Origin of the sequence: Pseudomonas sp. 8BK (genome assembly GCF_902506475.1) — a bacterium.
Classification (GTDB): domain Bacteria; phylum Pseudomonadota; class Gammaproteobacteria; order Pseudomonadales; family Pseudomonadaceae; genus Aquipseudomonas; species Aquipseudomonas anguilliseptica.
The window spans coordinates 651016-675632 of record NZ_LR733252.1 but is presented as its reverse complement, the minus strand read 5'-3'; the positions used below and the strand labels follow the sequence as shown (position 1 = coordinate 675632).

General features: G+C 61.6%; 19 protein-coding genes. 7 read left to right on the top strand and 12 right to left on the bottom strand.

The window, feature by feature from the left end; all coding sequences use genetic code 11:
• The first annotated feature begins 77 nt into the window (after positions 1 to 77).
• From ACIN8IBEIGE_RS03020 to ACIN8IBEIGE_RS03010, 3 genes are all read left to right on the top strand, one after another.
• Positions 78 to 836, top strand: coding sequence for an ABC transporter substrate-binding protein (locus ACIN8IBEIGE_RS03020; RefSeq protein WP_160013354.1), 759 nt, complete (start codon positions 78 to 80; stop codon positions 834 to 836).
• An 86-nt stretch (positions 837 to 922) separates the two neighbouring features.
• The gene (locus tag ACIN8IBEIGE_RS03015; protein ID WP_160013353.1) at positions 923 to 1801 is read left to right on the top strand and encodes a helix-turn-helix domain-containing protein; all 879 of its coding nucleotides are present in this window, start codon (positions 923 to 925) and stop codon (positions 1799 to 1801) included.
• Between the two features lie 175 nt (positions 1802 to 1976).
• Positions 1977 to 4613: a DEAD/DEAH box helicase gene (locus tag ACIN8IBEIGE_RS03010; protein WP_160013352.1), complete on the top strand. Its 2637-nt coding sequence runs from the start codon at positions 1977 to 1979 to the stop codon at positions 4611 to 4613.
• 13 nt (positions 4614 to 4626) lie between these two features.
• Here the strand turns inward: ACIN8IBEIGE_RS03010 and ACIN8IBEIGE_RS03005 are convergent, their stop codons facing one another.
• The 7 genes from ACIN8IBEIGE_RS03005 to ACIN8IBEIGE_RS02975 form a co-directional block, all read right to left on the bottom strand.
• Complete coding sequence (locus ACIN8IBEIGE_RS03005; protein ID WP_160013351.1) at positions 4627 to 5133, bottom strand: phosphate-starvation-inducible protein PsiE; 507 nt, start codon at positions 5131 to 5133, stop codon at positions 4627 to 4629.
• A 120-nt stretch (positions 5134 to 5253) separates the two neighbouring features.
• Complete coding sequence (locus ACIN8IBEIGE_RS03000; protein WP_160013350.1) at positions 5254 to 5574, bottom strand: DUF3325 domain-containing protein; 321 nt, start codon at positions 5572 to 5574, stop codon at positions 5254 to 5256.
• Entirely contained in the window at positions 5574 to 7100 is a 1527-nt protein-coding gene (locus ACIN8IBEIGE_RS02995; protein WP_160013349.1) for a PepSY domain-containing protein, read from the bottom strand. The genes ACIN8IBEIGE_RS03000 and ACIN8IBEIGE_RS02995 overlap by 1 nt, the downstream gene beginning before the upstream one ends.
• The gene (locus ACIN8IBEIGE_RS02990) at positions 7097 to 7405 is read right to left on the bottom strand and encodes a DUF3649 domain-containing protein (RefSeq protein WP_160013348.1); all 309 of its coding nucleotides are present in this window, start codon (positions 7403 to 7405) and stop codon (positions 7097 to 7099) included. The genes ACIN8IBEIGE_RS02995 and ACIN8IBEIGE_RS02990 overlap by 4 nt, the downstream gene beginning before the upstream one ends.
• Positions 7395 to 9923, bottom strand: a complete 2529-nt coding sequence (locus ACIN8IBEIGE_RS02985; RefSeq protein WP_160013347.1) for a TonB-dependent siderophore receptor — start codon at positions 9921 to 9923, stop codon at positions 7395 to 7397. The genes ACIN8IBEIGE_RS02990 and ACIN8IBEIGE_RS02985 overlap by 11 nt, the downstream gene beginning before the upstream one ends.
• Before the next feature lie 85 nt (positions 9924 to 10008).
• Positions 10009 to 10953, bottom strand: a complete 945-nt coding sequence (locus ACIN8IBEIGE_RS02980) for a FecR domain-containing protein (protein ID WP_160013346.1) — start codon at positions 10951 to 10953, stop codon at positions 10009 to 10011.
• Positions 10950 to 11456: a sigma-70 family RNA polymerase sigma factor gene (locus ACIN8IBEIGE_RS02975; protein WP_160013345.1), complete on the bottom strand. Its 507-nt coding sequence runs from the start codon at positions 11454 to 11456 to the stop codon at positions 10950 to 10952. Before ACIN8IBEIGE_RS02975 ends, ACIN8IBEIGE_RS02980 begins: the two co-directional genes overlap by 4 nt.
• 219 nt (positions 11457 to 11675) lie before the next feature.
• Between ACIN8IBEIGE_RS02975 and ACIN8IBEIGE_RS02970 the strand changes: the two genes are divergently transcribed.
• On the top strand, positions 11676 to 11936 hold the full coding sequence (locus tag ACIN8IBEIGE_RS02970; RefSeq protein WP_090380848.1) for a YebG family protein: 261 nt from the start codon (positions 11676 to 11678) through the stop codon (positions 11934 to 11936).
• Between the two features lie 161 nt (positions 11937 to 12097).
• Here the strand turns inward: ACIN8IBEIGE_RS02970 and ACIN8IBEIGE_RS02965 are convergent, their stop codons facing one another.
• Both ACIN8IBEIGE_RS02965 and ACIN8IBEIGE_RS02960 read right to left on the bottom strand, forming a co-directional pair.
• Entirely contained in the window at positions 12098 to 13117 is a 1020-nt protein-coding gene (locus ACIN8IBEIGE_RS02965) for a Glu/Leu/Phe/Val dehydrogenase dimerization domain-containing protein (RefSeq protein ID WP_160013344.1), read from the bottom strand.
• 66 nt (positions 13118 to 13183) lie between these two features.
• Complete coding sequence (locus ACIN8IBEIGE_RS02960) at positions 13184 to 13912, bottom strand: hypothetical protein (protein WP_160013343.1); 729 nt, start codon at positions 13910 to 13912, stop codon at positions 13184 to 13186.
• Between the two features lie 113 nt (positions 13913 to 14025).
• On the opposite strand from ACIN8IBEIGE_RS02960, the gene ACIN8IBEIGE_RS02955 reads away from it, so the two are divergent.
• Positions 14026 to 14829: a transglutaminase family protein gene (locus ACIN8IBEIGE_RS02955; RefSeq protein WP_160013342.1), complete on the top strand. Its 804-nt coding sequence runs from the start codon at positions 14026 to 14028 to the stop codon at positions 14827 to 14829.
• A 47-nt stretch (positions 14830 to 14876) separates the two neighbouring features.
• Here ACIN8IBEIGE_RS02955 and ACIN8IBEIGE_RS02950 read toward each other — a convergent pair whose 3' ends face one another.
• The 3 genes from ACIN8IBEIGE_RS02950 to ACIN8IBEIGE_RS02940 form a co-directional block, all read right to left on the bottom strand.
• Positions 14877 to 17414 carry a LuxR C-terminal-related transcriptional regulator gene (locus ACIN8IBEIGE_RS02950; RefSeq protein ID WP_160013341.1) on the bottom strand — a complete coding sequence of 846 codons (2538 nt, stop codon included), beginning with the start codon at positions 17412 to 17414 and terminating at the stop codon, positions 14877 to 14879.
• 156 nt (positions 17415 to 17570) lie between these two features.
• Positions 17571 to 18941 carry a DUF1329 domain-containing protein gene (locus ACIN8IBEIGE_RS02945; protein WP_160013340.1) on the bottom strand — a complete coding sequence of 457 codons (1371 nt, stop codon included), beginning with the start codon at positions 18939 to 18941 and terminating at the stop codon, positions 17571 to 17573.
• Between the two features lie 29 nt (positions 18942 to 18970).
• Positions 18971 to 20722, bottom strand: coding sequence for a DUF1302 domain-containing protein (locus tag ACIN8IBEIGE_RS02940; protein WP_160013339.1), 1752 nt, complete (start codon positions 20720 to 20722; stop codon positions 18971 to 18973).
• 569 nt (positions 20723 to 21291) lie between these two features.
• On the opposite strand from ACIN8IBEIGE_RS02940, the gene gcvH reads away from it, so the two are divergent.
• A complete protein-coding gene (gene gcvH / locus ACIN8IBEIGE_RS02935) occupies positions 21292 to 21675 on the top strand; it encodes a glycine cleavage system protein GcvH (protein ID WP_160013338.1) in 384 nt (127 codons plus the stop codon).
• 9 nt (positions 21676 to 21684) lie between these two features.
• Positions 21685 to 24537, top strand: coding sequence for an aminomethyl-transferring glycine dehydrogenase (gcvP, locus tag ACIN8IBEIGE_RS02930; RefSeq protein WP_160013337.1), 2853 nt, complete (start codon positions 21685 to 21687; stop codon positions 24535 to 24537).
• Positions 24538 to 24617 lie beyond the last annotated feature (80 nt).

Here is a 24617-nt window from a genome sequence, read left to right as displayed (position 1 = left end):
CGTCAATAACGAAGGGGCCGCTGCGGCTCCTGGTGCACCACCGGTCTGACCGGCATCTGTAACCTGAGGTACGCCGCATGTTTTCTCGCCTGGGCAACGCGCTTGCGCTGGTTTTCCTCTGTTTGCTCGCGCCGTCGGTACTGCATGCCGAAGCCAAGTGGGAGTCGCTGGACTTCATCACCGAAGAATTCCCGCCCTACAACTACACCGAAAGCGGCATCGCCCGCGGCATTACTGTGGACATCCTGCTGGAGGCGGCCGCCAGCGCCGGCCTGCCCATCGAGCGCCGGGATATTCGCTCACTGCCCTGGGCCCGCGGTTACCAGATGGCACGCAAGGGCCCCGGCGTACTGCTGTTCTCCATGACCCGCACCGATGAGCGCGGCCCGCAGTTCAAGTGGGTCGGGCCGATCTTGCCCAGCCGCATCGTGCTATTAGCGCGCAAGGATCGCCAGCTACAGATCAAGCAACCGGCAGATCTCAGCACGCACCGCATCGGCGTGATTCGCGATGATGTCGGCCATCACCTGCTTAACAGTCTTGGCATCAGCGACAACCAGCTGCAGATCTCTGCCAGCGCGATTCAGCTGGCCAACCTGCTGCATAACAGCCGCATCGACCTGTGGGCCTATGATGAGACCACCGCCTACTGGTTTATCCGCAACCTGGACATGCACAGCCACGACTTCACCCCAGTGCATGTGCTCAAGGAAAGCGCCATGTATTACGCCTTCAGCCTGGATACCGACGCGGTGCAGCTCACCCGCCTGCAGAACAGCCTGAATGCGCTCAAGCTGCAGCCGCGCTACCTGGAAATCCTCGACAGCTACAAATAGCCCCAGCTTGCATAATCTTGCGCTTTTCTGCCTGCGGGGGCTGGCACGCGGGCATGTCCGGCGTAGCATGGCGCGACGGAGGATTTATGTCGCAACTTGAGCACCTACAGGTTTTCCAGAGCATGCACAGCTCGCCCAACACCCGCCTGCACCGTAGTGCCGAGCTGGGTGACGGGCTGGCAGCAGCCGTGTGGAGCAACCGCCATGATGCCCGCGACTACGAAGCCCCCAGCCATCACACTCTCTCCTGCTACCTGGCCGGCGGCACCGGCACCTTCCGCCGCGAAAGCCCACAAAGCAAAGGCGCGCCGAACAAGCTGTGCATCCTCCCGGCGGGGCATCAGTCGGAGTGGGTGATCAACGGTGAAATCCAGCTGGCCCACCTGTACATCAACCAGGAGCAGTTCGCCCTGGCGGCCGTCAACCTGCTGGACCGTGAACCACGGGAACTGGAACTGCGCGAAGGCACCTTTCTCGATGACCCACAGCAGGCCCAGCGTTTTCGCCAGCTCAGCCAGCTGGATTGGCAGGAGCCGGCCGAGCGCCTGCTCAGTAGCAGCCTGGCCCACGGCCTGATCAACCACACGTTGCTGTCCCAGGTGGGCCGCCGCGAAGGCCTGCGCCTGACCGGCGGCCTGGGCCCCAGCCAGCGCCGCCGAGTGCGCGATTTTATCCAGGCCAACCTCAGTGAGCCGCTGAGCCTGGGGCAACTGGCCAGTTTGTGTGCGCTCTCCGAATACCACTTCGCGCGGATGTTCCAGCTCAGCTTCGGCCTGCCGCCGCACCGCTATGTGCTAGCGCAGCGCCTGCGCCATGGCCAGCAACTGCTGCAACACAGCACGCTGGCACTGGCTGAAGTGGCCATGGCCTGCGGCTTTGCCAGCGCCAGCCACTTCAACAACCGTTTCCGCCAGGCCTTCAGCGCCACGCCGGGGCAATACCGCGCCGCCCTGCAACGCCCCTGACCCCACGCCAAGCAGCATCAACCCGCCGCATACCCGTCTATCAGACAACGCAGCTTGCGCCCCCTAAGCCTGAAAACAGCCTGCTAATCCCACGCAGGCTGTGCAAGAATCATCGGCTGCCTTCGAGAAAGCTGCCCATGCCACGCTTCATCCACTCGCCCGCCCGGTGCCACTGATGGCCCTCGACATCCTGCATCTGCGCCAGGAAGACTGGCGCGCGGAATTCGGCGTGGGCGATCTGCAGCGCGGCCAAGGCTATGCCGCACAGGGTCGCAGCCGTTTGCTCAGCCTCAAGGACAACACCCTGCTGGCCAGCTGCCGTGGCTCCGGTGCGCAAACCTATCAACAGCGCATCACCCTGCACCCTTACGGCCAGGGCTGGGGCGTGACCGGCCATTGCAGTTGCCCGGTGGGCTTCAATTGCAAACACGTGGCCAGCGCCCTGCTCACGCTGCAAACCCAGCAGGAACAGGGCGTCGATCTGTCGCCGCTGATCGTCAGCAACCCGCAGGTTCGAGAAGAATGCCTGGAGAATCTGCAACCGGCGCCGGTGCTGAGCCTCGGCAGCCTCGTGCGCGTGCACTTCGATGCGCGCAAGGGCCGCATGCAGGAGCAGACCCAACACCGCGCCGCCCTGGCCTTCGCCTACCAGGGCCACCTGGCCTCCGGCAAACAGGGCAAAGACCTGCTGATCAAACAGGGCCCCGGCCTCAGCCTGCGCATCGTGCGCGACCTCAGCGCTGAAACCCAACTGCGCAAGCGCCTGGAGCAAACCGGCCTGCAAGTGGCCCTGCGACAGAGCGAAGCGCTGCCGGAAAGCGCCGGCGAAGCCTACGAGCAGCCCAACGAGGCCGCCTGGCTGCTGTTTGTCCGCGAGCAATTGCCGCTGTTGCGTGAAGAGGGTTGGCAGATCCGCATGCAACCGGACTTCCAGTTCAACCTGACACCGGTAGATGACTGGTACGCCGAAGTTGAGGAAGACCCCGAGCAGAACTGGTTCGATCTGGAACTGGGTATCGAGGTAGAAGGCCAACGCATCAGCCTGCTGCCGATTCTGCTGCAAGCCATCCGCCGCGCACCCTGGCTGCTCAATGGCGAAGCGCTGAACAAGCGCGATGACGATGAGGTGCTGCTGGTCAGCCTGCCGCACAACCACAAGCGCGTGGCCCTGCCGCTGGCGCGACTGAAACCGCTGCTGGCAACCCTGGGCGAGCTGTTCGTGCGTGAACCGGGCGAGTCCAACCAGCGCCTGCGCCTGTCGCGCCTAGATGCCGCACGGCTGAATCACCTGCAAGAAGGCCCGGCAGTCAGCTGGCAAGGCGGCGACCAGCTGCGCGACTTCGCCAAACGCCTACAGCGCCTGGACAGCGTCCCCCTGCAAGTGCCGTCGGGCCTGCAAGCGGAGCTCCGGCCCTATCAACTGCAAGGGCTGGCCTGGATGCAGGGCCTGGCCGAGCTGGAGGTCGGCGGCCTGTTGGCCGATGACATGGGCCTGGGCAAAACCCTGCAGACCCTCGGCCATATCCTCTGCGAGTTCAACGCCGGGCGTTTGCAGCAGCCAGCGCTGATCGTCATGCCCACCAGCCTGATACCCAACTGGCAGGATGAAGCCGCGCGCTTTACCCCGCAGCTCAAGGTACTGGCGCTGCATGGGCCGAAGCGCCGCGCGCTGTTCAAGCAGATCGACGAGCACCAGATCATCCTGACCACCTACGCCCTGCTGCCGCGCGACCTCAAGGCACTGGCCGCCTACCGCTATCGCCTTCTGATTCTCGACGAGGCGCAGAACATCAAGAACCCGCGCAGCAAGGCCGCCGTCGCTGCCGGGCAACTGCAGGCCGGGCAACGCCTGTGCCTGACCGGCACACCGCTGGAAAATCACCTGGGCGAGCTGTGGTCGCTGTTCAACTTTCTGATGCCTGGCTGGCTCGGCGACAGTAAAAGCTTTACCCGCGACTACCGCACGCCGATTGAAAAGAACGCCAACCAGCAGCGCCTGGCGCACCTCACCGGACGGATCAAGCCCTTTGTCCTGCGCCGCACCAAGGAGCAGGTGGCCAGCGAGCTGCCGCCGAAAACCGAAATCACCCACTGGGTCGAACTCAGCGCGGCGCAGCGTGACCGTTACGAAACTCTGCGCCTGGCCATGGACCAGAAGGTCCGCGCGGAAATCGCCCGTCAGGGTCTGGCACGCAGCCAGATCGTGATTCTCGAGGCGCTGCTGCGCCTGCGGCAGGCCTGCTGCGACCTGCGCCTGCTCGGCGAAGACGGCGACAGCAGCCTGACCAGCGCGGACTCCGGCAAGCTCAGCGGCCTGCTGGAAATGCTTGAAGAACTGTTTGCCGAAGGTCGGCGGGTGCTGCTGTTCTCGCAGTTCACCTCGATGCTGGCGTTGATCGAAGCCGAGCTGAAAACACGCAATATCCCCTACGCCAAGCTTACCGGCAGCACCCAGGATCGCCGAACCCCGGTGCAGCAGTTCCAGGCTGGCGAACTGCCGATCTTCCTGATCAGCCTGAAAGCCGGTGGCGCAGGCCTGAACCTGACCGCCGCCGATACGGTGATCCACTTCGACCCCTGGTGGAACCCGGCCGCCGAAGCACAGGCCAGCGACCGCGCCTACCGCATCGGCCAGGACAAGCCGGTGTTCGTCTACAAACTGATCGCCCGTGGCAGCGTGGAAGAGAAGATCCAGCAGCTGCAACAGGCCAAAGCCAACCTGGCCCGCGGTGTGCTGGAAGGCGGCAGCCAGACCCAGCTGCAGCTCAGCGAAGACGATCTGCAGGCGCTGTTTGCGCCATTAAGCGACTGACTGGATCTGTACCTTAGTCATCACTCTGCGCATCATCACGTTCTGCTGCTTCATCTGCCGGATTGGTCTTTTTCCGCGGCCCGTCAGCCTGCACCGCTGGAAAGCGCGACGAGGCATAGCGCACCACAAAGATCGCCACCGCCAGCAGCAGGATAGCCCCGGAGACCATCACCACACCCATGTCGGGTTTATGGTTGTGCGAGATGTCGGAAATCATCAGGCGGGTCAGCGCGGTAATCGCCACATAGATCATGAAGCGGATCGGCATATGGTTGGTCTTGAAATAGATCCCCACCATCGCCGCTAACTCGAGGTAGATAAACAGCAACAGGATGTCATCGACTGTGATGTGGCCCTTCTCCAGCATGCCAATAAAGGCCATCACTGCCGCCCAGGCCGTGATCGCGCCGATGGCGAACAGCGCCAGGTAGTGGAACGCCTCCATCAACAGATTGCCCAGCGACTCCGCCACGCCATGCACCTGTTGCCGTGTACGGTTTGCCCAGTTGTCGTTGCTCACTCATCATCCCCTTCAGTCTGCTTAGCTGTTGTGTGCATTTGTTTAGCGAGGCAAAGCCCAGGCCAAGAGTGATACAGATGCATGCCACTTGGTATAGGACACAGCATGCGCAACAAAGCACTAGAGCACTAGCAAGGTCGCAACCAATGGCAACCCCGCCGCCAGTGGCAACACCCAGCCACTGCGCCAGGCCAGCAGTACAACCAAACCAACAGCCGCCAGTAACAACTGGCACAGCCAAAGGACCAGGCCGATTTCCAGACCGCGGTCTACCACGCAACAACCCAGTGCAAGCACCATCGCCATGCCGGCTAGCCCACGCAGCAGGCGCTGACGCCAACGGGACACGACAGCACGCAATAGCCGTTGGTGATGCCGTGGTTGCGACAGGCACACTGCACTCAGCGCCAGGTAACTCAGGGCAAAGCTCAGCCACAGCATCAGCTCGGCTCCTCTGCTGTCACACCAATTTTTCCCCGGCCCTCGGCCGCCTCAAGAGGGCGCAGACGCCAGGCCAGGCCGGCACACACCAGGCCGGCGAACAACAGCGTCAGATCGATACCAGCCAGCGCCCAATCATCGCGACCGAGGCTGGCCAACAAATGACCATTGTCCGTACTCCAGCCATTGAGCAGCGGCAAACCCAACGCCAATACTGACGCCACGATCCATAGCAGCCGGGCCATACGCCGTGGTTGCCCGCGCCACAGCAGCGCCAACACGGCCACCAGCAACCAGCTCAGAACGAATACCCAGGCTTCAGCACTGACGCGCCATTCCAGGCTTTGCGACAGCAGACGATTAGCCCATAGCAACGCCAAGCTGGCCAAGGGCAGGCCGGCGAACACCGTCGTATTAAGCAGCCGTACACAGCCAACCGCGACACCACTACGGGCTTCACGCTTGGCCAGCCAGACCCGCAAACCGCCCACCAGCATGGCGCAGCCACACAGCCCCAGCAGTAGATAGAGCAGGCGTACCAGGCTGTCACCGAACTGCGCCATATGCAGGCCGGTCAGCCAGTTGTAGACGCGGTAGCCCGTGGCGGCCTGCTGACGGTGAAGCAGCTCGCCGGTGGCGGCGTCGTAACTCAGGGTGTCCAGCGGTGCGGCAATCCGCGAACGATCGTAACGCCGCACAGCCACCACGGCGGAGGCATCGGCGGGATGCTCGATATTCAACCAGCCTGGCTCGCCACCGCCCCAACGCTGCCGCGCATCGGCAAGCAGCGCATCCAGTGACACCGCCCTGCTAGCCGGCTGGTTTAGCTCGTCACGGTGATAGCTGCCCGCCACCTCACCGAAGAAGTGCTCGATATCACCCTGATAAGCCACCTGAGCACCTGCCGGCATATAAGAGGCGACAAAGATCACCAGACCGCTATAGGCCATCAACAGATGAAAGGGCAACCCCAGCACGCCGAACAGGTTGTGCGCATCCAGCCAGGCGCGCTGGGTATTGGCCTGCGGCCTGAGGGTAAACATATCCTTGAAGATGCGCCGATGCAGTATCACCCCGGAGACCAGCGCCACCAGCATAAACATGCCGGCCAGGCCGACTATGTACATGCCTGGCAAACCGGCCTGCAGGTTGTAATGCAGGGTGAAGAAGAACTCGCCGCCGAGGGTATCGGCCATCGGCTCGCGGCCATCGGGAGCGAATAGTCGCCGCTGCTGCTCGTCACCGTTATTAGGCACCCAGATCAAGCGCCAGAATGGCTCGCGAGCGGTCGGCGGATGGATCCAGGTCGCATGCAGCGGCTCACTGACGTTCTGCGCCAGCCAGTCACGCAACTGATCGGCGCTCAGGGTGTTTTCTTGCGACACATGCAGCGCCGGGCGCATCCAGCGCTCCAGCTCCTTGTCGAAGCAGGCGATGCTGCCGGTGAAGATAATCACGTAGAGCAGCCAGCTCGGCAGCAACCCGCCCCAGGTGTGCAGGCCCGCCATGGCCTGACGCAACTTCATGGCCGCATCCCGAACTGCCCCGCCAACAGCACGGCCAGGCCAAGCAGCCCTGTAGCACCCAGCAGACCGCCCCAGGCGCGCCAGGCGCTGGCCGCGGCAAATACATAAAGCACCGCGGCGGTCCAGACGGCAAAGCTCGCCAGGCTGGCGAAGACCACCCGATCGGCGCGAGCCAGGGGCAGATAGACAGCTGCAAACGCCGTCAGCGCGTAGGCCAGGCCATAGCCGCCAAACAACGCCGCCAGCACGCGCGAGGCAATCCCCCAGCGCGTCCCGCGGCTGCCTGAATACGCCTTACCAGGCATAGCTGACACTGGCGATCAGGTTGCGGCGGTTGCCGTACCAGCAGTAGTAATCGCAGGTGGCGACGTACTCCTTGTCGCCAAGGTTGTTGGCGTTGAGCTGCAGGGTCACATCGTTCAACTGGTAGCTGAGCATGGCGTCGTAGAGGCTGTAGGACGGCACACGCAGCGCATCGGTCTCGCGGTTGTCGCCATAGCTCTCGCCGGTATAGCGCGCCCCTGCCCCCACCTTCAGCCCCGTCAACGGCCCCTGGAAGGCATAGGTGGCCCACAGCGAAGCCATGCGCTCGGCTACCTGCGAGGGGGTTTTGCCCTGTTCTTGCAGCACCGTGGTCTTGCGAGTTTGCGCGTCGAGCAGGGTCAGCGAACCGACCAGACTGAGGTTGTCGCTGAGATCGGCGCTGGCCTCGAACTCCAGGCCACGGCTGCGCACCTCCCCCAGCTGGGTGCGGGTACCGGCGACGGTATTCTTGCGCACGTTCTGCTGGGTCAGCTCGAACAGCGCCAGGTTGAAGGCCCCGGCAAAGCCTGCGGGCTGGTACTTCAATCCCAGCTCCAGTTGCTCACCACTTTCCGGCTGGTAAGGCTCGCCGGTGCTGATGTTGATATCCGCCACCGGCAGGAAAAACTCCGAGTAGCTGACATAAGGCGTCAGGCCGTTGTCGGCCAGGTAAGCCGCCCCCGCCGTCCAGGTGAACTCCTCATCGCGGATGCTCTTGTGAACGCCAGTGCTGCGGTTATCCAGATCGGAACGCGCGTTATCGAAACGACCGCCGAGCAGCAGCACCCAGCGCTCATCCAGCTTCAGCTGCTCCTGCAGGTAGAACCCCAGCTGGTCGGCACGGGTGCGCTTATCCTGCAGGTCCTGCGGCCCGAGCACGGCCAGTGTCGCGGGGTTGAGCAGCGTAGTGCTGGCGGCGTAGCTGGGCTGGTAGATATTCAACGGTTCACGGATCAAGGGGTCAGCGGCAAAACCCTTTTCGTTGATATTCAACTGCTGATAATCGACCCCGAGCAGAAAGGTGTTTTCAACCCCCGCGCCCTGCCAGTAATTGACCAGACGATTGTCCAGCGACAGGTTGTCGGCCCTGCCATCGGTATAGGTCAGGCCGCGCATCACCTTCTGCCGGCTGGGGTCGTTAAGGTCCGGGTACTGCGCGCTGACAAGGCCGAACGCCATCGCCAGTGGAATGCTGAACTGCTTGGCTGTTGCGGCGGCTGCGCTATTGAGCACGTCGATGGCATGCCCTGCGTAATACATCTGACGCAAGTCGACATTCAGCTCGCCGTAGCGGAAGTTCTGCTGAAAGTCCCAGGCATCGCTTAAGCGGTAATTCAGCTCATAACCCAGCGTCGCCTGAGTGCGGTCGAACTTCTCATAGGCGGGGTTGCCCAGCGCGGTTTCATCGTCGATCTGCCCATTGACGCTTCCGATCAGGCTGCCCTCGGCCGGCAGAAACTGCAGCTGTGGGTCGGCGTTGTCCTTCTGTACGCTGGCCAGCAGGGTCAGCGAGGTGTCGGCGTTGAAATTCAGGGTCAGCGAAGGCGCCAACAACAGGCGCTCACTGCCAACATCATCCACCTGGGTGCCGCTGTCACGAGACAGCCCGACCACGCGGTAGAGCACATCACCCTGCTCATCCAACTTGCCGCCCACATCCAGGTGCACCTGCTTGCGCTGGAAGCTACCGTACTGCACCCCGACTTCATTCTTCTGCTCCAGTGTCGGCCGCTTGCTCTGCAGGTTGATCACTCCGCCCGGCGTGGCCTGACCGTACAACACCGAGGATGCCCCCTTGAGCACTTCAACCCGCTCCAGGCTGTACGGGTCGACCTGCCAGCTGTAGAAGCCGCTGGAATAGACGCGCACGCCATCCTGAAACAGACCGTTATTGGCCTGCTTGAAGCCGCGCAGAATAAACCAGTCCTGCTTGTTGTCCTCACCGAAGTAACCGGCCTGGATACCCGCCGAATAACGCAGCGCATCGCTGATGCTGACGACATTGCGATCATCCATCTGCTGCTGCGTCACCACCGACACCGAACGCGGCGTTTCATGCAGGGCGGTGTTGGTTTTGCTTGCACTGCGGCTGTTACGCGCCACATAGCCACGGTCTTCGCCGACCGGGCTGTCCAGCTCGCCGATCACACTGGCGCTAGGCAACTGCAGGGTGCCGGTAGTGGTGAGGCGTTGCAGGCGATAGCTGCCATCAGCCGCCATGACCGCCTGCAGGCCTGAACCACCAAGCAGTACGGCAAAACCCTCGGTGGCGCTGTAGTCACCCTGCAGGCCGGCGCTCTGCCGGCCTGCCGTCAGTGAAGGATCGAAACTCAATAACACGCCCGCCTGGCGGGCAAACCGAGTCAGGGCAGTTTCCAAATCACCGGCTTCGATTTGATAACGCTGCGCAGCCGGTTCGGCCCAGGCCAGCACTGGACTCAACAACGGCAAAGCCAGAGCAAAAGCAGCGGCGCGTATGGCGCAAGCCAGGGGTTTAGGACGAATTGCAACGGCGGGCATGACGACTCCTTCGGCAAGCATTCAAGTGATGACTGCCAAGGAGGCCGAACCAGCGCAAAAAACCTGCAAAAAATAATTTAGGCTTTTAGGCAGGCACTACCGTGACCCAGTAACGGCTGCGATAAACCACCTTAACCGGCAGCGTTTGACTCAAGGCGCGCAATGTCCGGTCGCTGTCCGCCAGGGGGAACACGCCGGAAATACGCAGTGCGGCCACCGCAGGGTCGCAGCGCAGGACACCGCTGCGCTGGCGCTCCAGTTCGCCAACAAACTGCGCCAAAGGCATCTGCTGCGCGACCAGCACACCGTCCACCCAACTGCTGCGCAGCTCATCTGCAGCCCCGCGCTCAGAGATGCCCTGGGCATCGAACTGTACTCGCTGCCCCGCCCCGAACCGCTGGCTGGGCGCCGCACGCGGGCGCACCTGCACCACACCGGCATAGACCTCGAGCATGCAGCTGGCCCCGTTGTCCCGCAGAAGCAGACGCGCCTGCTGCGCCTGCAGCACACCCTGTTCAGTACTCAGTAGCCAGGGCTCGGCTTGAGTACTCGCAAGACTGCTGAGCAGCAACTCACCGCGATACAGGCGGATCAAGTGCCGTTCGGCGCTGTAATCGATATCCAGCGCCGTCGCGCTGTTCAGGTGCAAGGTCGCCCCATCCGCCAAGCTCAGCCTGCGCCGCTCGCCAACGGCGGTACGCTGCTCAGCCAGCAGCGGTTGCCAGGGTTGCCACTGCTGCCCCAGCAACACGATGCCGCTGGCGGTACCGAACCAGGCCAGGTGCTTGAGCGCTCGCCGCCTGGCCGGATCGACCACAGGCTGACGCAGCGTGGCCTGCCCCAGTTGCGCCGGCACGCCGGCAAAACGCTGACCTATGACCTCAAGGCGCTGCCAAGCCTGTTCATGTTGGGGCGCCTGCTGACGCCAATGCAGGCAGCTCTGCGCGTCGTCGGCACTGGCCTCGCCGGAAACCAGACGCACCCGCCAGGCAATAGCCTGCTCGACCACCTCATCGGTCAGTACAGTCATGGGTACAGCGCCTTGTAACAATGGCTGAAGGCCTGGGTCATGTACTGCTGGATCGAGCTGACCGACAAGCCCAGACGCTCGGCGATCTGTGCATAACCCAGGCCCTCGAGCTGGGACAGCAGGAAGGCCTCACGCACCCGCGGCTTGAGGCCGTCGAGCAGGCGGTCAATTTCGATCAGCGTTTCCATGACCAGCACCTGCCGCTCAGGTGACGGCATCTCTGCCTCCGGCAAATGGCGCAGGGCCTCAAGATAGGCCATTTCCAGGTCACTGCGGCGGTAATGGTCGATCAGCAAACCACGGGCAATGCTGGCCAGGAATGCCCTGGGCTCGCGCACCTCCATGGGTGCGCGCTGGTTGAGTAAGCGCACGAAGGTGTCCTGCGCCAGGTCAGCCGCATTATCCGGGCAACCCAGGCGCTGCCTGAGCCAGCCGAGCAGCCAGCTGTGATGACCGCGATACAGACCCGAAAAGACGTGAAGATGATCGACTGGTGCCGCCACGGCATGCTCTGGAATTTTGCCAAGAAATTAAATGCGAATATATTTCATTTGATACCAAGTGTCACTTAGGCGAATACAGCAATGTCTCGGAAATAGGTTATGTTGCGAGCCGGCATGGCAATTGCTGCTGTTCAAAATGGTGCGAGTTCTTTATGCTCGCAAACCTGTATAAATAAACAGTTAAATTTAACCATCAGCGTGAAGGCGTAGAGGTGATGAATGGCCGTCGAAGTGGTGTACCGCAGCAGCCGGGATTTGGAGCGTTTGTTTATGGATAAAGCCGAAGCCGACCGTCATGACAAAATGCTCGAACTGGCCGAGCTGCTCACCGAGGTGCTGCAGAAAGCCGTGCCATCGTTGAATGAAGCCCAGGGTGAAGAGCTGGGCATCTACATGGCGAAGAACCGTGAGATCTTCGCCAAGGCGTTCAAGAACCAGCCCGACGCCTTGAGTGAACTGAGCGAACCTGCTGCCGAGTAAAGCTCGCAGCGATAAACAAAACCCCAGTCAATAACTGGGGTTTTGTGTTTCTGGTCAATATCAACTGCGCCGTGGGAGGCGCTTTAGCGGCGAGCTTTTAATCGCCGGTTTGTGATCGCAGGATCGCGGCCAATGCCCCTCCCACATAGTGGTGCGCTTGTTCAGCCATATAACAAGCGCTCGGCAATCGCATCGGCGACCCTTGCCGGTGAGCGCTTATCGGCCTGGGCATGGCCAAATATCTCGGTCAGCCGCCGGCTGATCTGCGTCAGGTGCGCGGTGATTGCCACCAGACTTTCCCCCTGATGCTTCAGCGCCACGTAGATCAGACCGCCCGCATTGATCACGTAATCCGGCGCATAGAGAATCCCCCGCGCCTGCAAGCTGTCGGAAATATCGGCACTGGCCAATTGGTTGTTCGCCGCCCCTGCCACTGCCGAACAACGCAGCTGACCGACACTCGCGCTGTTTAGCACACCGCCCAACCCGCACGGCGCGAGGATGTCGCACGGCGTGGCGAGCAGGGCTTCGCTGGCCACCGGCCGCGCACCCAGCTGCTCGACCGCCAGTTGTACGCGGCCATGATCCAGATCGCTGACCAGCAGCTCGGCACCCGCAGCATGCAGTTGCTCGGCCAGCGCATAACCGACATTACCCAGCCCCTGAATCGCCACCCGCAAACCTTCCAGGTTGTCACTGCCGAGGCGCGCCAGGGCGGTGGCGCGAATACCGGTAAACACGCCCAACGCCGTGTGCGGTGACGGATCACCCTCGGCCGTGGTGCTGGTGACATGCTGGGTGTGCTGGGCGATGCAGTCCATATCGACACTGGAGGTACCGCTGTCCATGGCGGTGATGTAGCGGCCGTTAAGGGTTTCGATAAACCGTCCGAAGGCTTCAAACAGCGCGCCGCGATTATCGACATGCGCGGGACGGATAATCACCGCTTTGCCGCCGCCCTGTTGTAGGCCGGCCAACGCTGCCTTGTAGCTCATGCCTTTGGCCAGACGCAGCACATCTTCAATAGCGCTTTGCGTGTCGGCATAGGGTAGATAACGGCAGCCGCCCAACGCAGGCCCCAGTCGACTGTTGTGAATGGCGATCATGGCCTGCAGACCGGTCAGCGGGTCCACGGCGAAGTGCAGCGACTCCAGCCGGGCGGTTTCCATCATGGCGAACATGCTGTGGCTCCCGTACTGATTTGCAGATCAGTATAGGCGCCGCACTCAATAACAAGCCCCCGGCGATCAGTTAACCAGCAAGGTGACGATCTGCTCGCTGTAACGGCTGATCACAAAGGGCAATGAGCGCTCACGGTAGCCAAGCAACGGCCGCTCGATGTAATTCCAGATCACCCGTACCTGCTCCAGCTTGCCGCGCTGATCGGCGTTTTCACCCGTGGACTGTTGCAGTTGCTCAAGACCTTGGCTGAACGTTTGAGCCAGAACATCAACGGGTTCATGTAAGTCCTGCACACTGTCATAAACCGCAGAACCGGAATCAAAGCTGGCAGCCTCGCGAACATATTCAGCGGCAATTTGCTGCATCAATACAGCCTGACGTAGGTCCATCGTGGCTGGGCTATTCACCAACTGAACCTGATGCTGCCGGATGAATTGCAACAGGCCATGGGCACTCTGTGACAGCTCATCGAGCGCATAAAAGTCAATGTCGCCGTTTATTTGGGCACAACTCAACAACGCAGTCTGAAAGCGCTGTGCGTGAGGCAGAAGGTTGGCTAGCGACTCATCGCTCTGCACTTGCATTAAACGCTGAAAATTTTCCACTTCAGCCTGCAGGCGAAGCTGTACTTCGGCAGCCCCCTGCTCAAGCCGCAATAGATGGAAAAGGGTTAGCAGCCGGTAGGTTGATAGTTCTTGGGCCAACAGTTTCTCTTGCGGGGTTTGCGCAGCACTTAGCAGGGGACTGAACAGCATTATCAGCGTCAGGGCATAGTGCCGTATGGCGGCAGACATCCTTGATTTCCTTATTCAGAGACACAGACAACACCATGGCATAGCGCAGACGCGGCAATGTACTGGACGAAGGTTAGGCGCTTGACTACAAAGCACAGACACGGGAGATGAATATGACCCCACGCGCCGCCTGCCTTGCCTGCCTGGAGCAGAACCCGCCTGCACTGTTCGAGGCGGCGCTGTGGATTGCCGCGGAACACCAGCCCACGCTGCAACCGGCCGAAGTGCTGCAACGCCTCAACGGTCTGCAGCAGCAGGTCAGCCAGGGCTTACCCAATCTGCCGCTGCAGGAACTGGCGCAACCGCTGCTGCGCCGGTTGAGTGAGCTGGATTTTCATGAAGACGACGAACGCCCGCTACGGCCAAGGGCCGCGCTGCTGGATCAGCTGTTGCTACGCCGCCGCGGCCAGCCGCTTTCCCTGGCCCTGCTCGCCCTGGAACTGGCCAGGCGCTTGGCGATTCCGCTCCAGGGAGTGAACTTTCCCGGGCATTTCCTGCTGCGCGTACCGGGTGCCGATCATCTACTCGACCCGTGCAGCGGCCGCCGGCTGTATACCCGCGAGTGCCGCGAGCTGTTGCAGCGCCACTTAGGCCCGACTGCCGAATTAAACGCCAGCCAGCTGCAGCCTTGCGACGCGCGCAGCATGTTGCAGCGTCTGTCACGCAACCTGCGGCAACTGCATCAACTGGATGATGACCCGCTGGCCGCGCTGCGCGATGCCGAGCGCGTGCTGCTGCTCGGCACACCGACCTTGCATGACCACCTGGCCCGCGCGGAGATTTATCAATTACTCGATTGCCCACAGGGCGAGCGCTTCGACCTGCAATGCGCCCTGCTGCTCAGCGATGACCCGGCGCAGCACCTGCAACTCAGCCAACGCCTGCGCCAGCTCAGCGCCAGCCCGGCGCTGCACTAGGGTCTGCTGCCGTTTCGGCGCGGCCGCGAACGAAACGGCAACAGACCCTAAAAAAAGCCCAACGCCTTGGCCTTGGCCACCGCCTGAGTGCGCCGCGCCACCCCCAGTTTGCCGTTGATCCGCCGTGCGTGGGTCTTGACCGTATGCAGGGAAATAAACAGCTGTTCGGCCACTTCCTGATTGGACAGCCCCTGGGCGATCAAGCCAAGTACCGCCAGTTCGCGACTGCTTAGTGCATTGGCGCTGGCAGGCACAGCATTCGTCGCGCCATCAACCTGGCTGGCGACGCGAAACCACGGACGCAGATAACCCAGGCGCCGCTGCAGCGCCTGGCCAGTCTGGCGGGCCTGTTCGGCGCCCACCTTATCGTCACAGGCTGCGCAGGCGTCGGCATAGCTCAGCCACAAGTCGCTGACCAATGCCTGCCGGCCCTGGCCTGCCACCTGCTCCAGCAACTGCCGCAGGGGCTCGCGTACATCTTCGCCCTGCACACGATCCAGCTGCAGCAATAGCGCCTTGAATCGAGGGATAAGCTCGGGGAAATTTGGCGTCGGCAGCACGGCTTTAACCCGCTGCGCATAACCCAATACCCGCGTCGCTGCGACGCGCGCCCGCGCATAGTGGCCCTGGGCAATCCACAGATGACTGCTGGCCAGCAACAGGGTACCGCGGTACAGGGTTTCATTGACGCGCTGACGCTGCATCTGCCGTTCGGCCTGCCCAAGGTGCGCAAAGGCTGTGGCCATATCGCCCTGCCCCATCGCCAACTCGGCCAGACCGAGGTAGCCATGAAACGCACCTGGATCGCCGCAGGCGAGGGCATGCTCAAGCCCGCGCTGCAGCGCTGCCTGCGCTTCATCCGCACGGTTCTGGCGCAGCTGCAGACGCCCCAGGCGCAGCTCAAGCCGCGCCAGCACCGGCGTGTTGCGCAAGGCGGTCGGCGCAGTTGCCGTCAGCACCCGCTGCAGCAGCGCTTCGGCACGGGCAAATTCACCGCGCGTTTCCAGCAACAAGGCGTGATCCAGCTCCAGCAGGGCTTCAAACACTGGGTTGCCATGCAGGCGTGCCTGTTTCAAGGCTTCAAAACTGAGTTTCTGTGCCACCTCCAGCTGACCTTCGCCAATGGCCACCAGGGTCAATGCCGAACGGCACAGCAACGCCTGCGACCACGCACTTTGCGGCAGCCCCTGCAGGGCATCATGCAGGTGGGCGCGAGCATCCACGGCACAAACTCGGCCATAGGCAATGATGCCCTGGATGGCTTGCCAGTGAGCGAACAGCTCACGGGTTCGCGCGCCATCGCTGCGCGGCTGAAAACGTGCCAGCTGATTGATACAGACCTGCGCCTCATCCAGACGGCCGACCAGCAGCAACACCCAGGCGTTGAGCAGAATCAGCCGCGGCGTACTGCACAGCAGGCTGTCCGGTAGCTCGCTGCGCCAACGCAGAATCAGCGCCAGGTCCTGACCTTGCAGCACCTGTTCTTCGGTAAAACGCTCAAGAAAACTACCGGCCACGTCCGGTTGCCCGGCCAGCAAGGCATGCTCCACCGCTGCGCGAATATCACCATGGTTGGCAAACCACTGACTGGCATGCACATGCAATGCGCTGCACGGCAGGTGTTGCGCCTGCCGCTGCAGCAAACGGGCCAGCGGTGGGAACAGCACATACCAGCCCTTGGCCGCGTCCAGTTCCTGAATAAACACGCCGCGCTCGATCAGCGCGCGTAACCACTGCGCGCCCTCGCCCACACCAAACAGGTGCTCACACAGCGCCGGGTTGAAGCGCGGCAATTGGGCCAGCTGCTGGAGCATCTGCAACAGCTCATCCGGCAACCCTTGCAACACTTCGCGCTCGACATACTCAGCAAGCAGTTGGTCATGCTCACCCTCCTGCGGCGCGCCCAGTACAGTCGGCTCGGCCTGAGCTGCCAGCAGACGCAGGCGCAAGGCCGCCGGCCAGCCCTGGGTCAACTCATGCAGATCGTGCGCCCAGGCACTGCGGGTTGGGTCCAGCTGCTGCAGCCAGGCCAGCACTTCCGCTTCGCTGAAGGCCAGTTCGCTGGCGCCCAGCTCAAGCAGTTCGCCCTCCAACAACAGGCGCGAAAGGTTGCATGCCGGGCGCCGGCGACTCCCCAGCCACCAGCAGATACCAGGCGGGGTGATCATCAGCAGTTGATTGAGGAAACCATCGAAGGCGTGATTCGGCTGCGCCGGGTAGTCATTGAGCATGATCCACAGCAGCCGCAACTCCTGCGCCAGGGTCGCCAGCAGCTCGCCACTACTGAGGTCTGCGGGGTAGTCGAGCAGCTTGCTGAGCTGCTGAGCCAGTTGCTCGGCGCACAGATCTTCGCCAGCGCAGGTCAGCCAGAGCAGACGATAATCGGCCGGGCACTCACGGGCGCAGTCGGCCAGCAACACGGTTTTGCCAAAGCCAGCCGGGCCAACCAGCAAACGCAGGCGGCAGTCGTGCGCCAGCAGCCGCTGTTGCACTGATAGCCGGGAGATATGCCCAGGCGGCGGGCGCTGCACGCTGCCACAGGACGACGCTGCGGCGCTTTGCGGGAAAGGCGCTAATGCGTTCATGACGGCTCGATTTATTGTTCTTGCAGGAACCGGATCCTTACAGGCTAAACCTCCATGCCTATCGCTCACAGCTCTATCACGACAGGTGATGGCGGGCGATAAAAAAGGCGGCCCGCAGGCCGCCCAATTACGGAGTAACACGTGCAGGTTATTGGCCTAGCGAACGCCGGAGCTGCGCAGTGCGGCTGGCGTGTAGTCGGCGGCGGTGGCTTTGAAACCAAAGTTATACGCCGACTTCTCTTCGTTTTTCATGCCCAGTGCCAGGTAACGACCGGCCACCAGGTCATACAGCGCCTCAAGGGTGTAGCCCGGCACTTGATGGTTGTAGTAGTGCTGCGCATGACCTTCGGCAACACGCCAAAGCTGACCACGGCCATCGTAATGATCGACCAGCGCTATCTGCCAGCTGTCCTCATCGACATACATGTGACGCTTGGCATAGATATGCCGCTCACCGCTCTTCAGCGTGGCAACCACTTCCCAAACCCGGTGCAACTCGTAACGAGTCAGGTCCTGATTGATATGCCCGGCCTTGATCACGTCGTCGTACTTCAGTGACGGCGAATCAAGCTTGTAGCTGTTGTAGGGGATATACATCTCCTTCTTGCCGACCAGTTGCCAGTCGTAACGATCTGGCGCCCCGGAGAACAGGTCGAAGTTGTCGGCGGTACGCATACCATCGGCGGCAGTACCTGGGCCGTCATAGGCCACCTGCGGAGCGCGGCGCACGCGGCGCTGACCGGCGTTGTAGATCCACGCCAGGCGCGGCTCCTTGACCTGGTCGATGGTCTCGTGAACCAGCAGCACGTTACCGGCCAAGCGCGACGGTGCAGTCACTCGCTGCTTGAAATACAGCAAGACATTGCTGCCTTTGGCCGGATCAAGATCGGGCATATCCGCCGGGAAGGCCACTTCATCTTCGAACTTGACCAGGCTGTAGGAGCCATTGGTCTGCGGCGTCGCCTGAGTCACCACGCGGCGGGTGTTACCGCCACGGTAACGGGTGATGTGGTTCCAGATCACCTCAACGCCTGTCTTGGGAATGGGAAAGGCGTAGTAACGGCTGGCATTGAAGTTCTGCAGGCCGTTACCACCGTCTACGGGCGTGGTATTGACCGCACTGACCTTGGCCGCATCGGCAATCGCTGCAGGCACGGAGGTGGTTCGATGCGAAGGGTAAACCGGGATCTTGTAGCTATCCGCGTAGCGCTTGAGCATGGCCATCTGACCGGCTGACAATTTGTCTTTGTACTGCTCGGCATTGGCTGCGGTAATCGTAAAAAGAGGTTGCTCACCAGCATAGGGGTCAGCGAGGAACCCCTTGCCATCGACAGCCGCCGCACTGGTAGACAGACCACCATCCCAGGCAGGGATACTGCCATCGGCATTGCCAGCCATTTCCCCGCCCAGCGGCGTCAGGCTGGTACCCAACTGAGCCGCTTCTTGTTCAGAGACTGCGGCCATCACGCTGCTGGCTAACAAAGTCAGCAGCAGCGCACCAGCTTGCAGGATTCTTGTATTTTTCATGGTGTACGGATCCTTTTGCACTGCGTTGATCAGAAGTTCACACCAAAGCTCAGGGCAACAAAGTCACGGTCGACGTTGGTGTTGTAATCACCACCAAAGAAGTCGGTGTAACTGAGGCTGGCGTTATAGGTGTTCTGGTAGTCAGCGTTCAGGCCCAGGCTCACCGCCTTACTGCTCTCGCTGAAGTTGGGGCCATAACCATCGACGTCATGCGACCAGGCAATGCTCGGCGTCAGATTGACCCCGGCGAAAACGTTGCTGTATTCGGCACTGGCCCGTAGGCGGTAGCCCCAGGAGCTGCTGGTGAAGAAGCCGTCGTCATTACATTGATCAGGGTTGGCGGTATTCACCCCTGCGGTACAGGTCGTATTGGGGGTGAGCTGGCCAATGCCATAGACAGGATCGCGGCCGAAGCGCAGCTCACCGAGATCATCACTGATACCACTGACATGGTTGTAACCCACCTCACCCAGCAGAGTCAGGCGACTTGCCCCCAGCACCCGGTCGAAAAACTGCACCGCCGTGACTTGCGCCTGGGTCACCGGCTTGCGCACGTAACCGGACACTTCCTCGCCCACGGCATTGCGGCCATGACCACTGGTGAATACCGGTGAAAAACCCTGGCGCAGAGATGCAAAGGTCATGTCAGTGGAGTTGATGCCGATCGGCATGTTTGGCCGATAACTAAGTTCACCCGACAACGCCGTGCCATCGATGTTGGTCTGGAAACTGACGCCATACAGGCGGATATCTTCCGGATACTCCAGAAAGTAGCGGGCAGCCTGTGGTGCCCCGGTGCCAACAATGATGCTGCCGTTCGGGGTACGACTGTGGTAATTCATCGCGTACAGGCCGAACTCGGTGTCATTCAACGACTCGGCAAACCAGCGCAGGGCAACGCCAAACTGACCGCTGTCACGCGCATCACGATCACCCGCGCGCGGAATGAAGACGGGGTTGCCCGGCGCACCGGTGTTGTTTGACGCGTCCGGCGCGACATCAGCCCCGGCGACAACCAGGCGGTCATTACAGCCATCGGCGGCCGTGTCGCTGGGCGCGAAGAACGTTCCGCAGTTATCGATAACGGTCTGGTCCCACTCCAGCTGGTAGAACGCCTCCATGCTGACGGTGTCGGTCAAGCTCTGCGACACATAGAGCATGTTGACCGGAATCAGCCCTTCCTTGATCTCCGCGCCAGGCCGGCGGAACGCTGCAGCATCCACGGGGTTGATCGAGTTGATCGAGTTACCGATAAAAGTACTCTCACCCCAGCTGACCACTTGCTTACCGACTCGCACACTGCCCGGCATGCTGCCCAGGTTGTAGTTGTGGTAGATGAAGGCATCGAGAATTTCCGCACCGGAGGCCTGTGCCGCCGTCTTGCGGTTGTGGTCGTCGATGTCATACAGCAGACGGCTTTCGTCCTTGGTCTCGAAGTCGTACCAATACTTGCCGCGAATAAACACGCCGGTATCGCCGTACTTCAATTCAAGGTCGTGAATGCCTTTGAAAATCTTCGAAAAGGTTTCGCCTTTCTTGAAGTTCAGGCGCCCGTCATCGTTGGTCTGAGAAGACGCCTTGCCGCCATTACGTGTACCGATAAAGTCCGGATCGGCACCGCGCACGCTCCAACTGGCCCCCACAGAAAGCGATGAGTCGAACTGCGCCTCGACCTCACCGATATTGAATGTAATAGCCTGGACAGGCGCGACACAGCCAACAGCAATGGCAATCGCCAAAACGCTGGGCTGGAAGATGGCATGTCTTGTTCTTGTTCTCATGCGGCTCTCCTGGAAAGCGGGTTTCGTGTTGAGGCTCCACGCTACTCAGCCGTCTTGAGCGGGATAAGCGCCCGAAAGAGGTATTTGCCCTGTCAGCCGAAAGAGTGAATACGCCTCTGGAAAGCCGCTCTGCAGCCGGCCCATCGACCCGTTCAATGGCGCTTTATAGGGCGGGTGAATGGCCCTGGCGGTTCAGCAGAGAGATTGGCCGCTATCGGCAGAGCAATCCTGGCGCCTTACAGCATCAGCACCGGAGTTGATCACGGACTCCGCCAACACATGTATTGAACTAAATACACCGTAATGAAAACGACACAAAACATTCAGCCCGCGACGCTAGAGCCTTTGCGCTGTGCCTTATGGATGAATCGATCATGCGCGTATCGAAATCGCTACAATCGCTATAAAAACCAGCACTTAAAAAAAACTTAAGTTGTTGTTTTTATTGATAAAAACAACAATGGCACCACCCTTGCTATGGTCTTTTCACCTTCCGCTCGTGCCCAGCACGTGCGTCCAGCACATCGCCCCCAACAGAAAGGGCGAGTCACCACCCTTGAGGAGTTCACATGAGCGAATTGCGTTTTACCGTTGAGCACGAATGGCTGCGTCAGGATGCCGATGGTCTGGTTACTGTGGGCATCACCGCCTATGCCCAGGAAGCCCTGGGTGACGTGGTATTCGTCCAGCTGCCGGAAGCCCAGAGCTACGTTGAAGGCGCTGAAGTGGCCGTGCTGGAATCGGTAAAAGCGGCGAGCAATATCGCCATGCCGCTGGACGGTGAGGTGGTTGAGGTCAATGGCGAGCTAGAATCCAGCCCTGAGCTGGTCAACGAAGATCCCCTGGGCAAGGGTTGGTTCTTCCGTTTCCGTCCGGCCAATGCCAGCGCGGTAGCCGACCTGCTCGACCAGGCCGCCTACGAGCGCCTGCTCAACGCCAATGCTGATGCCTGAGAGATTGCAATGACCAAGCTGACCACCCAGAACGAATTTGTCGCCCGCCATATCGGCCCACGTGACGCCGATACTGCGGCCATGCTCGAACTGCTCGGCTACGCCAGCATCGACGCGCTGACCGATAACGTCATCCCCGAGAGCATCAAAGGCACCAGCGTGCTGGGTGCTCAGCCAGGCCTGTCGGAAGCCGACGCCCTGGCCAAGATCAAGACCATCGCGGCCAAGAACCAGCAGTTCAAGACCTATATCGGTCAGGGCTACTACGGCACCCTGACGCCGAGCCCGATCCTGCGCAACCTGCTGGAAAACCCGGCCTGGTACACCGCCTATACCCCATACCAGCCAGAGATTTCCCAGGGCCGTTTGGAATCCTTGCTGAACTTCCAGACCCTGATCAGCGACCTTACCGGTATGCAGATCGCCAACGCATCCTTGCTGGATGAGGCCACCGCCGCCGCCGAAGCCATGACCTTCTGCAAGCGCCTGTCGAAGAACAAGGCCAGCAACGCCTTCTTCGCATCCATGCATTGCCACCCGCAGACCCTCGACGTGCTGCGCACCCGTGCCGAGCCGCTGGGCATTGAAGTGGTCATCGGCGACGAAGCCGCCATCACTGACGCCAGCGCCTACTTCGGTGCGCTGCTGCAATACCCGGCGAGCAATGGCGACATCTTCGACTACCGCGAACTGGTTGAGCGCTTCCACGCCGCCAACGCCCTGGTAGCCGTAGCTGCCGACCTGCTGGCCCTGACCCTGCTCACCGCGCCGGGCGAATTCGGTGCCGACGTGGCCCTGGGCAGCGCGCAGCGCTTCGGTGTGCCGCTGGGCTTCGGTGGCCCGCACGCTGCCTACTTTGCCACCCGCGACGCATTCAAGCGCGACATGCCGGGCCGCCTGGTCGGCATGTCGATCGACCGTTTCGGCAAGCCGGCCCTGCGCCTGGCCATGCAGACTCGCGAGCAGCATATCCGCCGCGAGAAGGCCACCAGTAATATCTGTACCGCCCAGGTGCTTCTGGCCAACATCGCCAGCATGTACGCCGTGTACCACGGCCCGAAAGGCCTGGTGCAAATCGCTCAGCGCGTGCACCAGTTCACCGCGATTCTGGCCAAGGGCCTGCGCGCCCTGGGTTACAGCGTTGAACAGGAGTTCTTCTTCGACACCCTGACCCTGGCCACCGCCGGCAAAACCGCTGCCCTGCACGCCGCTGCACGCAAGGCCGGGATCAACCTGCGCGAAATCGATGGCGAGCGCCTGGGCCTGTCCCTGGATGAAACCACCGACCAGGCGGCCATCGAAGCGCTGCTGGCGGTCTTCGCCGAAGGCAAAGCTGTTCCAGCCTTCGCAGAATTGGCTGCCGGCGTAATCGCCCAGCTGCCAAAAGGCCTGCTGCGCGAAAGCGAAATCCTCAGCCACCCCGTGTTCAATCGCTACCACAGCGAAACCGAGCTGATGCGCTACCTGCGCAAGCTGGCCGACAAGGACCTGGCGCTGGACCGCAGCATGATCCCGCTGGGCTCCTGCACCATGAAGCTCAACGCCGCCAGCGAAATGATCCCGGTGACCTGGGCCGAGTTCGGCAACCTGCACCCCTTTGCCCCGGTCGAACAGAGCCAGGGTTACAGCCAGCTGACCACTGAACTGGAAGCCATGCTCTGCGCAGCCACCGGTTACGACGGCATCTCCCTGCAGCCGAACGCCGGCTCCCAGGGCGAGTACGCCGGCCTCTTGGCCATTCGCGCTTACCACCTGAGCCGCGGCGATGATCAGCGCGATATCTGCCTGATCCCGCAATCGGCCCACGGCACTAACCCAGCGACCGCCAGCATGGCCGGTATGCGCGTGGTGGTGACTGCCTGCGACAGCAGTGGCAACGTCGATATTGCCGACCTCAAGGCCAAGGCCGAAGAGCACAAAGACCGCCTCGCGGCGCTGATGATTACCTACCCGTCGACCCACGGTGTGTTCGAGGAAGGCATCCGCGAGATCTGCCAGATCATTCACGACAACGGCGGCCAGGTGTATATCGACGGCGCCAACATGAACGCAATGGTCGGCCTGTGTGCCCCGGGCAAGTTCGGCGGCGACGTCTCGCACCTGAACCTGCACAAGACCTTCTGCATCCCGCACGGCGGTGGTGGCCCAGGCGTCGGCCCGATTGGCGTGAAAGCGCACCTGATTCCGTTCCTGCCTGGCCACGGCCATATGGCCCGTAAAGAAGGTGCAGTCAGCGCCGCGCCATTCGGCAGCGCCAGCATCCTGCCAATCACCTGGATGTATATCAGCATGATGGGCGGCGAAGGCCTCAAGCGCGCTTCGCAAATGGCCATCCTGAATGCCAACTACATCGCCCGCCGTCTGGAAGAGCACTACCCCGTGCTGTATTCGGGCAGCAACGGCCTGGTGGCGCACGAGTGCATCCTCGACATCCGTCCGATCAAGGACAGCAGCGGCATCAGCGTTGACGACGTGGCCAAGCGCCTGATCGACTTCGGCTTCCACGCCCCGACCATGTCCTTCCCGGTCGCCGGCACCCTGATGATCGAGCCGACCGAAAGCGAATCCAAGGAAGAACTGGACCGCTTCTGCGACGCCATGATCGCCATCCGCAACGAGATTCGTGCGGTGGAAGCCGGCCAGTTGGATGCCAACGACAACCCGCTGAAAAACGCCCCGCACACCGCCCTGGAACTGACTGGCGAGTGGACTCACGGCTACAGCCGCGAGCAGGCCGTATACCCAGTGGCCAGCCTGATCGAGGCCAAGTACTGGCCGCCGGTCGGCCGCGTGGACAACGTGTTCGGCGACCGCAACCTGATCTGCGCCTGCCCGTCCATCGAGGCGTACCAGGACGCGTGATAACAGCCCGCGGCCCGGAACGCATCCGGGCCGCGGGACTGCTTTCTCCCCAATTTTCGACTCACCTCTACCCGAGGCGG